The following is a 14373-nucleotide window of genomic DNA, read 5'->3' as shown; positions in this document are numbered from 1 at the left end:
GATGCTCATTCCGCGTGGCTCGCCAGTGCATTGATCGCCGCCACGGTCATGGCGCTGCCGCCCAGGCGGCCTTCGACGATGCAGCAGGGAACGGGCTGCGCTTCCCACAGCGCGGCCTTGGATTCGGCAGCGCCGACGAAGCCGACCGGGCAACCGATGATGGCGGCGGGGCGCGGGCAGCAGGGCTTCGCCAGCATGTCGAGCAGATGGAAGAGCGCGGTCGGCGCATTGCCGATCGCCACCACCGCACCGGCCAGATGCGGCCGCCACAGGTCCAGCGCGGCGGCGGAACGGGTGGTGCCCAGGGCGCGCGCCAGTTCGGCCACCGATGGCGCGCCCAATGTGCAGATCACCGGATTGTCGGCGGGCAGGCGCGCCCGGGTCACGCCCTCCGACACCATGCGCACGTCGCACAGGATCGGCGCGCCCTGCGCCAGGGCGCTGCGCGCAGCCGACGCGAAGCCAGGGGAAAAGCGGATATGCGGGGCCAGGTCGACCATCCCGGCAGCATGGATCATGCGGACCGCGACCGGCTCCTCCTCCGGCAGGAAGCGGTCCAGTGCCGCCTCCGCCCGGATGATGGCGAAGGACTGGCGATAGATCGCCGCCCCGTCGCGTTCATAGACATGCGGCATCGGGCACTCCCAGAAGATCGAGGATGGCGGATCGGTCAAGACCCGCCTGTTGCGGTGGCGCGGCGGCGCTGGCGTTGCGGGCAAGGTCGTAGCGGCCCTCGCGCCCGGTCAGGCAAAGATCGGCGGGGGCTGCGCGCGCGCAGCCCTTGGCGCAGCCGGAGACGTGGAGACGGCCGGAAACATGCGGCGCAAGGCTGCGCGCCAGTGCGCGGGTTTCGACGGTGGCTTGCGGGCAACGGGGCTGGCCGGGGCAGGCATCGACGCGCAACAGGGGATCGCTGGCGTCGCGCAGCAACCCGTCGATCGCGTCGCCCGCGCTGCCTTGCACAATCAGCGTCCGCCAGGGCGTCAGGCGCAGGGCATGGGGGGCAAGCCGGGCCAGCGTCGCTGCCGCGACCTGGCCAAAGGGCGCGCCATAGACGAAGCCGAGCGGATGGCGGCCCGGTCGAACCGGCGCGGTCGCTGAGGCGGGTGCGATGTCACCCTGCGCCCAGTCGGGCAAGGGCGCGGCGTGGCGGGCCATGCGCCCCGCTTGCGCGCCACCGCTGGCGACGAACCAGTGCGCCAGCGCGATCAGCGCGTCGACGGCTTTGTCTCGCGTTACGGCTATGCCGGTGGAGCGACCGTCAGCGCGCAGGATCAGCCCGCCCGTTGCGCTGCGTTCGATGCGGAAATCGCCTGCTTCTCCGGCAAGGCGACGCGCCATGCCGGCGTCGATCAGAAAGCCCGTCTTGGCCGGCAGGTCGGGCAGTTCCGCCAGCCGTTCCGCCAGTTCCCCGGCGATCCGCGCACTATCGTCGCCCGATTGCCAATCGGGCGCGATCAATAAGGCACGGCGCGATTCCAGCACGGGATCGGCATGGACAAGGCCCAAAGCGAACAACCGCGCAATCAGCGACTGCCAGCCTTGCGCGCTGACACCGCGAAGCTGGAGATTGGCGCGGCTGGTGAGGTCGATCAGGCCATTGCCATGTGCCATCGCCGCGTCGCACAGGCCCGCCAGTTGCCCGCCATCGATCCGCCCCAATGGCGGGCGCACCCGCACCAGCAGGCCATCGCCCGCCGTCATCGGATGCCAGGCGTCGGGGCACCAGCCCTTGATCAGGCTCATGGTGCGGGCTCCAGACTGGCGAGGATCGAGTTGCGCCGGGTCCGCCAGAGGCCGGCGGCGTGGAGCGCGGCGAAGCGCGCCTCCATCGCCGCCAGCGCGCCGGGATTGGCATCGGCAAGGAAGGCGCGCACATCCGCGCGGCCCAGCGTCGCGTCATGATAAAGGTCGAACAGATGGCCGGGCACCCCGCCCGCCAGATGCGCAAAGGCGCCCAGATGGTCGAGCGTCGCCGCCAGTTCGGCGCCACCCCGGAAACCATGGCGCATCATACCCGCCACCCAGCCGGGATGCGCCGCACGGGCGCGGACGATGCGGGCGAGCTCCTCGTTCAACGGCCGTGCCACCAGCCGCGCGGGATCGCGCGCGTCCAGGTGATAGAGCGCCGCCTGGCCACCGACCACCGCCTGCGCTGCGGCGAAGCCCGCTTCATGCGCGGCATAGTCGGCAGCCAGCAGCAGGTCGGTTTCGGGCAGATCCTGCGCATGGACGAAAGCGTCGGCCGCCGCGACCCGCGCGCGCAGGCCGGCTTCGTCCCGCTTGTCGACATCGACCGCGTGACTGGAAGCCGCGAGCCAGGCGTCTCCTGCCGCGCGGCGCGCCTGTGCCGTGTAGATTTCGGCCGCGTCACCCATGTTGAGGCCATAATCGCCCGGCTGCGGGCCATAGACGCGCGCGGTCGGCGCGGTGCCTGCGAAAGGATTCCAGTCGCGCGGCTCATCGCGGGCGCACAGGGCGCGAACCGCCTGGCCGAACAACAGCGGCAGCATCGGAAAGGCGTCGCGGAACAGACCGGACACGCGCAGCGTCACATCGATGCGCGGCCGGTCAAGCATCGCCAGCGGCAATATGTCGATCCCCGTCACCCGTTCCGACGCATGATCCCAGACCGGCTGCACCCCCAGCAGATGCAGCGCCATGGCATAATCCTCGCCCGCCGTCCGCATCGTCGCCGATCCCCACAGGTCGACCACCAGGCCCCTGGGATAGTCGCCCTGATCCTGCAAATGGCGGTGGAGCAGTTCCTCGGCCAGACAGATGCCCTGCGCATGGGCGGCGCGGGACGGGACGGCGCGCGGATCGACCATGTAGAGGTTGCGGCCGGTCGGCAGGACATCGGCCCGGCCGCGATGCGGCGATCCCGACGGGCCGGGCGCGATCCGTCGCCCGTCGAGCGCCGCCAGCAGCCCGGCCCGTTCCGCCACGCCCTGCGCACCCCGGCCGAAAATGTGCAGCCCATCGCCATATTGGCTGTCCTTCACATCGCACACGAAGCGGTCGATCCGGCTGATCGCTTCGGCCGGCGAAAGGGCATCGTCCAGCGCCAGTTCGGTATCCAGACCAAGCGCATGTGCTTCGTCCTGTATGTCCGTCTGCAACCGCAGGCGCCGGGCCGGGTCGAGGCCATCGGCATTGGAAAATTCGTCGAGCAGCGCCTCGATCCGGCCCAGACCCGCGCCCTGCCGGGCGGGGGCGAGTGGCGGCGGGGCATGGCCGATCGTCACCGCGCAGATGCGCCGCTTGGCCTGGGCCGCTTCGCCCGGATCGTTGACGATGAAGGGATAGAGGAGCGGCGTTGGCCCGATCAGCGCTTCGGGCCAGCATTTGTCGGACAGCGCGACCGCCTTGCCCGGCAACCATTCCAGCGTGCCATGCGCGCCCATATGGACCAGCGCGTCGATGCGCTGCGCGCGCAGCCAGAGATAGAAGGCGACATAGGCATGGCGCGGGCAGCGCGACAGGTCGTGATAGCCGTCCGCCCGGTCATGGTGCAGGCCCCGTTCGGGCTGGAGCGCGACGATCATCGCGCCGCGCCGGATGGCCGCGAACCGAAAGATACCATCGCACGCATCGGGGTCTTGTTCGGGCGGCCCCCATGCGGCGTGCAGATCCTCCTGCAAAGCGGCGGGCAATGAGAGCAGCGCGCGGCGATAAGCAGTAACCGGCCAGTGCAGATGCGTCGTCTGGAGATCGGCAACCAGATCGCCCGCAGGCGCGACCGCATAGCCGGCGTCGGCCAGATCGTTCAGCATCGCTGCGGCTGATGCGATCGCGTCCAGCCCGACCGCATGGGCCATCTGATGCGCCTTGCCGGGGTAGGTGGACAGGATCAGCGCCAGTCGCCGCGCCGCCGCCGGGCGCTGGCGCAGGGCCACCCACCCGGCGACCCGCTCCACGATCGCGGCGATCCGCGCCGGATCGGCCCGGTGCGCGCCGCGGGAAAATTCCAGCGCCGGGTCGCGCGCCTGCGCTTCCTTGAAGCTGGCGACGCCTGCGAACAGCCGCCCGTCGACTTCGGGCAGCACGACATGCATGGCAAGGTCAGCGGGCGACAGGCCGCGCGCGGATTCCTGCCAGGCCTGCTGCCCCGATGTCGCCAGCGCCAGTTGGAATACCGGCACGCCCGCGCCATCGAGCGGCGTCGCGCCATCCCCGCCCCGCGCCGAAAAGGCGGTGGCATTGACGAGCGCGGCGGGCGCAAGCGCCTGTACCCAGCGCGCGATCCAGCCGCGTATCGCGTCAGGCTTGAGCGAAGGCGCGAACAGGCCGAGCAGGTCGAAGCCGCGCGCGGCAAAAGCGTCGCGCAACGCCTCGAACGGCCGGGTGTCCATGGCAGTGAGATAAGAGCGGTAGAAAATCAGCAGGATGCGCGGCCGCTTTGCCGTCAGGGCGAAGGCCGCCGGGCAGGTCATGTCGCCATCCCACGCCCCGATCATTGGCAAGGGCGCGACCGGGGCGGCCGGCCCGTCCAGCCCCGCCGCGCGCGCCAATACGCCCAGCGCCGCCTGCGCCGCACCCGCGCCGCCCTCGTCACATAGTCGCGCCAGTTCCCGCAGCGTCGCGACCGGCACGGTGGAGGCCGCATCCAGCCGCGCATCAGGCCGACCGTCGCCCGGCAGCACCGCCAGCGCGATGCCATGCGTGCGCACCAGCGCCTCGACCTGTTGCAGGCCATAGCTCCAGTAGGACGCCCCCCCGATCAGCCGGATGAGGATCGCCTTCGCGCCGCGCAGCGTCCGGTCGATATAGGTGTCGACCGACAGCGGATGCGCCAGCGCCGACAGGTTGGCGAGGCGCAGGGTCGGCAGCGCGCCCCGCGCCTCATGCCATCCGGCCGCACATGCCGCCAGATCGCTGTCCGAAAAGGACAGCAGCACAAGATCGGCGGGCGCCTGCCCCAGATCCTGCGGGGCAGACGCTTCCTCGATCCCGTGGGTTTCGCGGAAGATGACGTGCATGCCCCGGTCAGCCCTCCAGCGCGGCCCGGATCGCAGTGGCGTCGATGCGGCCCTGCTCGGCGATCACCACCAGCGCGGTGGCGCGCGCTTCGCCGGCACGCCAGGGCCGGTCATATTGGTGGCGCACCCGCGCGCCGACCGCCTGCACCAGTAGTCGCATCGGCTTGCCCGCGACGGCGGCATAGCCCTTGACCCGCAAAATCTGTCGATCGCGCGCCAGTCGCTCGATCCGGGCAGCGAGGGCAGCGGGATCGGCGATCTCGCCCAGCGTCAGGACGATGCTGTCGAAATCCTGATGCTCATGATCGTCTTCGCCGTCATGATGGGACGGGCGGGCCGCCAGATCATCCTCCGCCGCCGCGCCCAGTCCCAGCAGCACCCGCGGGTCGATCACGCCGTCGACCAGTTCGATCACCGGCAGCGGCCGGGGGGTTTCGGCGGCGATCACCGCGCGGGCGGCGGCAACGCCCTGCGGCCCGGCGAGGTCCGCCTTGGTCAGCAGAACGATGTCGGCGCAGGCAAGCTGGTCCTCGAACACTTCCGACAGGGGCGTTTCATGGTCGATGCCGGGATCGGCCAGACGCTGTGCCGCCAGCGCATCGAGATCGGGGGCGAAGCGGCCGTCCGCCACGGCCTCCGCATCGGCGAGCGCGATCACGCCATCGACGGTGATGCGTGACCGGATCGCCGGCCAGTCGAACGCCCTGAGCAGGGGCTTGGGCAGCGCCAGCCCGGAGGTTTCGATCAATATATGGTCCGGGCGCGGCTCCAGCGCCAGCAGCGCCTCGACCGTGGGGATGAAATCGTCGGCGACGGTGCAGCAGATGCAGCCATTGGCCAGTTCGACGATATTGTCCGCCGGGCAATCGGGGATGGCACAGCTTTTGAGGATATCGCCATCGACCCCCAGCGTGCCGAATTCATTGACGATCACCGCCAGCCGCCGCCCACCGGCATGGCGGATCAGATGGCTGATGAGCGTGGTCTTGCCCGCGCCCAGAAAGCCGGTGACGATCGTGACCGGCAGCTTGGCCAGATCGGCCATATCCCTATCTCCCGCGCGCCGAGCGACGACAGGCAGGGGCTTGCCGACGCCCCTTGCAGGGCGCCAGCCGGCGCGCGACGACGGGCGGGCGCGACGGCGCCCGGCATCCGCGACCGTGCAGCCCCAGCCGCACGATTTCGTCGCTCAGACGGAAGAGTTACCGTGCCGCGGCCATCCCCTGGACCAAGGCAAGAGCGACCAGACGCCGGCAGGTCTCCTGGCTCGCGGGTCAAGGCTTGATGCACGCCTTCCCAGACCTGACGGTCCAGTGGCTGCCCTTCCCTATGGAAGAGCCTGTGCATCGCGCTCGCCGCTTACAGTTGCAGGGACAGCCGTGGAATCGAGGGGGCAGGCCCCTCTCACCACATTCCCATTGAAGCCCCTTCCGGGGCACCGGCGCGATCTATGGGCACTGCCCTAGAGCAAATGAAAGCGGAAGCCAATGGCGTTCATGCGGGCATCCGCACCTCGATCTCGTCGAAGCGTTTCCAGCGGTAGATGGCGAAGCTCAGCAGCCAGCAGAGGATGAACAGGCCGATGATGGCAAAGCCCAGGCTGTTGAAATGCGCACCCAAATCCGCCGCGATCCGCCAAGGCGCGCCCTCCAGCTCCAGCCGTTCGCCGATCAGCGCCATCGTTTCGATCCCGCCGATCAGGATCGCGACCAGTGCGGAAATGAGGGTGATGGTGATGTTGTAATAGAGTTTGCGGATCGGCCTGACGAAGGCCCATTCATAGGCGCCCAGCATCACCACCCCATCGGCCGTATCCACCAGCGCCATGCCGGCGGCGAACAGGGCGGGCAGCACCAGGATCGTGCCGATGGCCATCCCGTCCGCCGCCTGGGCGGCCGACAGGCCCAATATCGCCACCTCCGTCGCGGTGTCGAAGCCCAGCCCGAACAGGAAACCGAGCGGCGCCATGTGCCAACTGCGACTGACCAGCCGGAACATCGGCCGGAACAGGCGGGCCAGCAACCCGCGACTGCCAAGCAGCAGATCCAGATCCTCCTCGACATAGGCGCCGCCCGCGCGGACATGGGCGAAGCTTTTCCACACCGACCGCAGGATCATCAGGTTCATCGCGGCGATGGCAAAAAGGAACAGCGCCGATATGCTGGTGGCGATCAGGCCGCCAATCTGGCGATAGTCATCGAAGCGCGCCAGCGCGCTGGCGGTCAGGGCAATGGTGACGGAGGCGATCGCGATGATCGCCGAATGGCCGATCGCGAACCAGAAGCCCACGGTGATCGGCCGCTGCCCATCCTGCATCAGCTTGCGCGTCACATTGTCGATCGCGGCGATATGATCGGCATCGACCGCGTGACGCAGCCCCAGCCCCCAGGCAAGCAGGGCTGTCCCCAGCATCAAGGGCTGGGCATGGAAGATCGCGATGGCCCAAAGCCAGATGGCGATATTGGCGGCAACCAGCGCGGCCATCAGGCCGGTGATGCGGCGGCGCAGGCGCGGTGCTGGTGTGGCAGAAAAATCAGTCATGGCCATATATCCCGGCGTCTTGCGACAGGACGGGGGCAGCGCGCATCGACCGGACGCCATCGGCGGCCGACGCACGGGTGCAAGGCGGCCCCCGCCGCTCCTTCGTCGCTCAGACGGAGTTCACCGTGCCGCGGCCATCCCCTGGACCAGGGCAAGAGCGACCAGACGCCGGCAGGTCTCCTGGCTCGCGGGTCATCGCTTGACGCATGGCCTTCCCAGGCCTCGCAGGATTTAGCGTCCGGCCCAGTGGCTACCTTCCTTCTTTCAGAAAGGCGTATGCGTCGCGCTCACCGCTTACAGTTGCAGGGACAGCCGCGGATTTGGGCCTTGGGAAAAGCCCGCACCGCATTCCCGTTTTCAGCCCCTTGCGGGGGCACCGGCGCGATCGATGGACGACAGGTGAAACCCGCCGTCCGTCGATCCGCATAGCGTCGCCGCGCAGGCCTGCCAAGCACTCTTCCCTTCGGCCCCGCACGGCCCTAGGCTGGGTGGCAAGGCGAAGAGGAGCGGATATGAAGGCGATGCTGGGGGCGATTGCGGGCCTGTGTCTGGGCCTGGGCCTGTTGCCGGTGCTGGCGGAGGCGAAGCCCGTCACCGATTGCCCGCTGCGCGATGCGCCTTTTTCGATCCGGTCGCCGATCATCGACATTTTGCTCAGCCCGGCCGCGAAGGCGTTGGCGGAGCAGAGCGTGCCGGAAATCTACACATCTCTGCCACCGCACTTCTTTTCGACCCAGACGCCGACGTTCGCATCGATCCTGACAATGGAGGCGGTCGCGCGGCGCGAGCGACTGCCGGCCGATCGCATGGCAAGACTGGACGCGGCGTTGCGCATGCTGCCTGTCGGCGCGGCCGACCGGCGCGCGCGCTGCGCCCGCTATGATGACGATCGCCCGGCCTTCACCCTGCCCAAGGGTCAGCCACGCCTGCTGCTGTTCGAAAAGATCACCGGCTTCCGCGACGGCCCCTCGGTCGAGGCGGCGCGCGCCGCATTTCAGGCGATGGCGCAGCGCAAGGGCTGGGCACTGGTCGTGACCGACAAGGGTGGCGCGATCAATCGGGCGACGCTGGGCCGGTTCGACGCGGTGATCTGGAACAATGTCAGCGGCGACGTGCTGACGCTCAGGCAGCGCGCCGCGCTCAAGGGCTTTGTCGAGCGTGGCGGCGGCTTCGTCGCCATGCACGGGTCGGCAGGCGATCCGTCGACCTTCTGGGACTGGTATGTCGACGGGCTGATCGGCGCGCGGTTCGCCGGCCATCCGATGAAGCCGCAATTTCAGGATGCCAAAGTCGTGATCGAAGCGCGCGACCATCCGATCGCGGCGGGGCTGCCCGCCGACTGGGTGATGAACGACGAGTGGTACAGCTTCACGAATAATCCGCGCGCGGGCGGCGCGCATATCCTCGCAACGCTGGATGAGCGCAGCTATGCGCCCGGCGCGGACCTGACCATGGGCGATCATCCGATCGCCTGGACCCGCTGCGTGGGCAAGGGGCGCATGTTCTACGCAGCGATCGGCCATCGGCCCGAAACCTATGCCGATCCCCATTATGGGGCGATGCTGGACAATGCGGTCGGCTGGGCGACGACGCGCAAGGGCGCCTGCTGACCCGGTCAGCGATCCGCGTCGGGCTGCGCCGCAGGATGGGCGGCGGCGAAGGCGGCAAGCGCACCAGCCGCCGCCCCGGCCGCGACCAGCGCAGGATAGGGCGTCAGGTCGAGTGCGAACCGCTGGGCATTGTAAAGCTGGGGCACCAGATGGCAGTCGGCGACCGTGGGCGTGTCGCCAAAGCAGAAACCCCGGCCGTGGCACGCGACCATCTGTTCCAGCGCGGCGAAACCATCGCCGATCCAGCGGCGGACCCACTGGTCGATCTCGTCCTGGCTGCGCCCCATGGCCTTGAGCGCGCGCAGCACCCGCAGGTTGCACAGCGGATGGATGTCGCAGGCGATGATCGCCGCCATCGCGCGGACAATGGCGGCATCGGCGGGATCGGCGGGCAACAGCGCCGGGGCGGGCCAGCGCATCTCGATCCATTCGATGATCGCCGGGCTTTCGATCAGCACCTGCCCGTCAGCCTCCAGTGCCGGCACCAATCCATGCGGTGCGATCGCCAGATAGTCCGCCGCCCGCTGCGCGTCCTGGCGCAGGTCATGGCTGACCTGTTGATAAGCGATACCCTTCAGGTTGAGCGCGATCCGTACCCGATAGGCAGCGGAGGAACGCCAATAGCCGTGAAGGACAAGGCCGCTCATGCCGGCATGATCCGCGCGTGACATGCGCCAAAGCCGATCGACGCAAAGCCCGGTGCACTGGCGCTCGCTTTCAGGATGATCTCGTCGCCATCCTCCAGGAACGTCCGCGTTTCGCCGCCTGGCAGGGTAAGGGGTTCGCGCCCGCCGGCCGACAATTCCATCAGGCTGCCATAGCCGTCCCGCTCCGGCGCGGAGATGGTGCCGGTGCCGAGCAGGTCGCCGGGATTGAGGTTGCAGCCATTGGACGCATGATGGGTGACGATCTGATGCACGGTCCAGTACATGTTGCTGGCGGGGCCGATACTCAGGCGATGGGGCGCATCGCCCCGATCCCGCATCGCCGCGGTCAGGATCGATACCTCCAGCGTCAGCGCCAGCGCGCCATGGCCCTGATCCGCTTCGTCCCACAGATAGGGCAAGGGCGCGGGATCGCCCTGCGGCCGGGGGGGCTGGGCCAGGCGGAAAGGCGCCATCGCTTCGGCTGTCACCACCCAGGGCGAAATGGTCGACTGGAAATTCTTGGCGAGGAAGGGGCCGAGCGGCTGATATTCCCAAGCCTGGAAATCGCGCGCCGACCAGTCGTTGAGCAGGCAGAAGCCAGCGACATGATCGGCCGCCTGCCCGATCGCAATGGGATCGCCCAGCGCATTGCCGGTGCCGATCCACACGCCCAGTTCCAGCTCATAGTCGAGCCGCGCCGACGGACCGAATAGCGGCGCATCGGCCTCCGGCGGCTTGCGCTGTCCCCTGGGGCGGCGAACCGGCACGCCCGATGGACGGACGGAGGACGCGCGGCCATGATAGCCGATCGGCACATATTTATAATTGGGCAGTAATGGATTGTCGGGCCGGAACTGACGCCCGATATTGTTCGCATGATGGATGCCGACATAGAAGTCGGTATAGTCGCCGATCCGGGCGGGCAGGTGCAGCGTGCACTCCGCCGCCGCATGGAGAAAAGGCGTCAGGCGATCAGCATGGGCGGGATCGGACAAAAGATCGCTTAACCGGCGGCGCAAGGCCTGCCGGTCGATCGTCGGCAGCGCCATCAGGGCATTGAGCGTGTCGCCCGAACAGGCGGATGCAGCCACGTCCGGCAGCATCCCGGCGCCCGCACAGGCCGCCAGATCCAATATGGCATCGCCGATCGCGACGCCGGGGCGCGGCGCCGTTCCCGTGGGCGAGAAGATACCGAAAGGCAGATTCTGGATCGGGAAATCCGCATGGCCGTCAGCACCCTCGACCCAACTGGTCCGCGCCGGATCATGGGTTTCGTCCGTCGTCCACCAGTTCATGCGTCGCCCTCCGGCAATTGTGCCTTGACGAAACCCGCCCAGCATTCATCATAATCCGCCTGCAACAAGGGCGTCGCCATCGCCCAGTCGCTGGCGACGAACGGCAGGCGGCTTTCGAACATGAAGGCCATCGTCGCCTCGATCTTCTGCGGTGTCAGCGCGGCCGCGACGGCCCGGTCATGGCTCGCCACATCGGGACCATGCGCCGCCATCATATTGTGCAGGCTTCCCCCGCCCGGCGCGAAGCCACCCGCCTTGGCATCATAGTCGCCGGTGATCAGGCCCATATATTCGCTCATGATGTTGCGATGGAACCAGGGTGGCCGGAACGTGTCCTCCGCCACCATCCAGCGCGGCGGGAAGATCACGAAATCGATATTGGCGGTGCCGGGCGTGTCGCTGGGCGCGGTCAGCACGGTGAAGATGGACGGATCGGGATGGTCATAACTGACCGTGCCGATCGTGTTGAAGCGGGTGAGATCATAACGATAGGGCGCGACATTGCCATGCCATGCCACCACGTCGAACGGGCTATGATCCAGCGTCGTGGTCCAGAGCCGGCCCTGAAATTTCTGGATGAGTTCGCACGGACGGTCGACATCTTCGAACACGGCGACCGGCGCCTCGAAATCGCGCGGGTTAGCGAGGCCGTTGGACCCGATCGGCCCCAGGTCGGGCAGACGGAAAAGCGCCCCGTGATTTTCGCAGACATAGCCGCGCGCCGCCCCGTCAGGCAGTTCGACCCGGAAGCGCACGCCACGCGGGATCAGCACGATGTGCAGCGGCGACACGTCCAGCACGCCCATTTCGGTCACGATCCGCAGCCGCCCGCTTTGCGGCACGATCAGCCATTCGCCGTCCGCGCTGACAAAGGCGCGATTCTCCATCGACCGGTTGGCGGCGTAAAGATGGACGCCGCACCCTGCCACCCCCGCGACATCGCCATTGCCAACACAGGTGACAAGGCCGTCGATGAAGTCGGTCGGCTGGCCTGGCAGCTCCGCCGGGTTCCAGCGCAGCCGATTGGGCGACGGCACCACCCCGGCAAAAGGCGCTGACCGCAGCAGGGGGTTGCCGTCATAGGGCCGGAACGGCGCATGACCCGCGCCCGGCCGCATCCGGTAGAGCCAGGTCCGCCGGTTTTCCGCGCGCGGGGCGGTGAAGGCGGTTGCGGACAGTTGCTCGGCATAAAGGCCAAAGGGCACGCGCTGCGGCGAATTGCGCCCGACCGGCAGCGCGCCGGCCACCGCCTCGCTTTCATGATGATTACCAAAGCCGGTCAGCATCGACGCTACGCTCCCCTTGCCTTCAGGCATCGACGCTGATGACGCCGCGCCGGATCTGGTCCAGCTCTATACTTTCGAACAGCGCCTGGAAATTGCCGTTGCCGAACCCCTCATTACCCTTGCGCTGGATGATTTCGAAGAAGATCGGGCCGAACATGTTTTCGGTGAAGATTTGCAGCAATATGCCTTCCTGCTCGACATCGCCGTCGATCAGGATGCGGTTCGCGCGCAGCCGCTCCAGATCCTCGCCATGGCCGGGCACGCGGCTGTCGACCAGTTCATAATAGGTTTCGATCGTGTCCTGCAACCGCACGCCGCGCGCGCGCAGCTTCTCGACCGTCTCGTAGATATTGGCCGTGGTCATGGCGAGATGCTGGATACCTTCGCCATGATAGTCGCGGATGAACTCCTCGATCTGGCTCTTGTCGTCCTGGCTTTCATTGAGCGGGATGCGGATCGCGCGGTCAGGGGCGATCATCGCCTGGCTGGTCAGGCCCGTCGCCTTGCCCTTGATATCGAAGAATTTCTGTTCCTCGAAACCGAACAATGTGCGGTAAAATTCGCTCCATACCCGCATCTGGCCGCGCCGTACATTGTGGGTCAGGTGGTCGAGCAGGTCGAGGCCCACATTGTTCGCCGCCTCCGCTTCGCGCCAGCCGGGAAATTCGGCCCAGTCGGCATAGGGGTCCGCGCCGTCGGCGATGAAATAGAGATAGGAGCCGCCAATCCCCTGGATCACGGTGTCGTCCTCCTGCGTCCGCTGCGCGCCATGGGCCAGCGCCCAGTCCATCGCGGCGACCGGATCGGCAACGCGAAACGCCATGGCGCTGGCCGACGGGCCATGAACGCCGCGAAATTCCGCCACTCGCCCGGCATCGTCGCGATTGAGCATCAAGTTGATGCGGCCCTGCTTGTAGCGGGTGATGTTCTTGCGCGGATGGCGGTGGGTGGGCACGAAACCCAATTGTTCGAACTGCGCCGCCATCGCCGCCGGATCGGGCGAGGTGAATTCGACAAATTCGAAGCCATTGAGGCCCAATGGATTATCGGTTGCGACGGTCATGGCAGTTCCTCTTGCATTTTATTCTGGGCATAGGCCTGTGTTCCGCGCGTATAAACGCGGTCGCCGGGCAGGATGGTGTCAGTGTCGAGATCGGGCAGGCCCTCAAGCCCCGCATAGAGCGGCGCGAAATCGGCTTCGATGGTGGCGCGCAGCAGATCTTCGAAACTGTCGATGACGAAATAGCTCTGCTGGTAATCGTCGATGCGATAGCGGGTCCGCATCAGTCGCCGGAGGTCGAATCCCAGCCGGTTGGGGGATGGATCATCCAGCGCGAACAGCGATTCGCCGTGCGAGGACACGATGCCCGCGCCATAGAGTTTCAGCCCGTCGGGCTGGGCGATCAGGCCGAATTCGACCGTGTACCAGTAGAGCCGCGCCAGCCGGTCGATCGCGCCCAGCGCGTCGGCGCGCAACCCGCCCTGACCATAAGCCTGCATATAATCGGCAAATATCGGGTTGGCGAGCAGGGGCACATGACCGAATACATCATGGAACACATCGGGTTCCTGAAGATAGTCGATCTGTTCGGGCGTGCGCAGGAAGCGGCCGGCAACGAAACGGCGATTGGCCAGATGCTCGAAAAACACGCGGTCGGGCACCAGCCCCGGCACCGCCACGACCTGCCAGCCGGTGCGCGCCATCAGCCGATCGGACAGTTCGGCAAAGTCGGGAATCCCCGGCTTCGTCATCCGCAATATCTCCAGCCCTTCGAGAAATTCGGGGGCAACCCGGCCGGGCAGCAGGGCGGACTGGCGCGCGAACAGCCGGTCCCACAACGCATGTTCCGCCGCGCTGTAGGATGCCCAGTCCTGGGGGACCGTCCAGTCTGCGGCAGCGCCGTCCGGGGCAAGGAGATCAGTAAGGGCCATAGCGGCATGATGCCATGCTGGCACAGAAATTACGTTTCAATCTTCACGAATTTTTCGCTATAAACGGAATATATCGATCA

General features: G+C 67.4%; 11 protein-coding genes and 2 riboswitches. Of the genes, 1 reads left to right on the top strand and 10 read right to left on the bottom strand.

The features are described 5' to 3' along the window. Positions 1-5: 5 nt before the first annotated feature. The 5 genes from Q4610_RS16555 to Q4610_RS16535 all read right to left on the bottom strand — a co-directional run bounded on the left by Q4610_RS16555 (position 6) and on the right by Q4610_RS16535 (position 7523). On the bottom strand, positions 6-635 hold the full coding sequence (locus Q4610_RS16555; protein WP_304537080.1) for a precorrin-8X methylmutase: 630 nt from the start codon (positions 633-635) through the stop codon (positions 6-8). Then, entirely contained in the window at positions 619-1746 is a 1128-nt protein-coding gene (locus tag Q4610_RS16550) for a cobalamin biosynthesis protein CobG (protein ID WP_304537079.1), read from the bottom strand. Before Q4610_RS16550 ends, Q4610_RS16555 begins: the two co-directional genes overlap by 17 nt. Next, complete coding sequence (cobN, locus tag Q4610_RS16545; protein ID WP_304537078.1) at positions 1743-4982, bottom strand: cobaltochelatase subunit CobN; 3240 nt, start codon at positions 4980-4982, stop codon at positions 1743-1745. Before cobN ends, Q4610_RS16550 begins: the two co-directional genes overlap by 4 nt. A gap of 7 nt (positions 4983-4989) precedes the next feature. Further along, on the bottom strand, positions 4990-6027 hold the full coding sequence (gene cobW / locus Q4610_RS16540) for a cobalamin biosynthesis protein CobW (protein WP_304537077.1): 1038 nt from the start codon (positions 6025-6027) through the stop codon (positions 4990-4992). Between the two features lie 190 nt (positions 6028-6217). Beyond that, positions 6218-6440: riboswitch (cobalamin riboswitch) on the bottom strand. A 36-nt stretch (positions 6441-6476) separates the two neighbouring features. Beyond that, positions 6477-7523, bottom strand: coding sequence for a HoxN/HupN/NixA family nickel/cobalt transporter (locus Q4610_RS16535; RefSeq protein ID WP_304537076.1), 1047 nt, complete (start codon positions 7521-7523; stop codon positions 6477-6479). A 153-nt stretch (positions 7524-7676) separates the two neighbouring features. Further along, positions 7677-7919: riboswitch (cobalamin riboswitch) on the bottom strand. A gap of 116 nt (positions 7920-8035) precedes the next feature. On the opposite strand from Q4610_RS16535, the gene Q4610_RS16530 reads away from it, so the two are divergent. Next, positions 8036-9133, top strand: coding sequence for a ThuA domain-containing protein (locus Q4610_RS16530; protein WP_304537075.1), 1098 nt, complete (start codon positions 8036-8038; stop codon positions 9131-9133). Positions 9134-9138: 5 nt separating this feature from the next. On the opposite strand, the gene maiA is transcribed toward Q4610_RS16530, so the two are convergent. From maiA to phhA, 5 genes are read right to left on the bottom strand one after another with little or no spacing between them, the layout of a single operon-like run. Next, the gene (gene maiA, locus Q4610_RS16525) at positions 9139-9780 is read right to left on the bottom strand and encodes a maleylacetoacetate isomerase (protein ID WP_304537074.1); all 642 of its coding nucleotides are present in this window, start codon (positions 9778-9780) and stop codon (positions 9139-9141) included. Beyond that, on the bottom strand, positions 9777-11075 hold the full coding sequence (fahA, locus tag Q4610_RS16520) for a fumarylacetoacetase (protein ID WP_304537073.1): 1299 nt from the start codon (positions 11073-11075) through the stop codon (positions 9777-9779). The genes maiA and fahA overlap by 4 nt, the downstream gene beginning before the upstream one ends. Next, positions 11072-12391, bottom strand: a complete 1320-nt coding sequence (gene hmgA / locus Q4610_RS16515) for a homogentisate 1,2-dioxygenase (RefSeq protein ID WP_304537072.1) — start codon at positions 12389-12391, stop codon at positions 11072-11074. The genes fahA and hmgA overlap by 4 nt, the downstream gene beginning before the upstream one ends. Further along, on the bottom strand, positions 12384-13424 hold the full coding sequence (hppD, locus tag Q4610_RS16510) for a 4-hydroxyphenylpyruvate dioxygenase (RefSeq protein WP_304537071.1): 1041 nt from the start codon (positions 13422-13424) through the stop codon (positions 12384-12386). Before hppD ends, hmgA begins: the two co-directional genes overlap by 8 nt. After that, entirely contained in the window at positions 13421-14293 is an 873-nt protein-coding gene (gene phhA, locus Q4610_RS16505; protein ID WP_304537070.1) for a phenylalanine 4-monooxygenase, read from the bottom strand. The genes hppD and phhA overlap by 4 nt, the downstream gene beginning before the upstream one ends. Between the last annotated feature and the right edge of the window lie 80 nt (positions 14294-14373).

It is taken from the genome of Sphingobium cyanobacteriorum (genome assembly GCF_030580935.1).
Lineage (GTDB): Bacteria > Pseudomonadota > Alphaproteobacteria > Sphingomonadales > Sphingomonadaceae > Sphingobium > Sphingobium cyanobacteriorum.
Note: the sequence above shows the minus strand (reverse complement) of the source record. Positions and strands in the feature narration are given on the sequence as shown.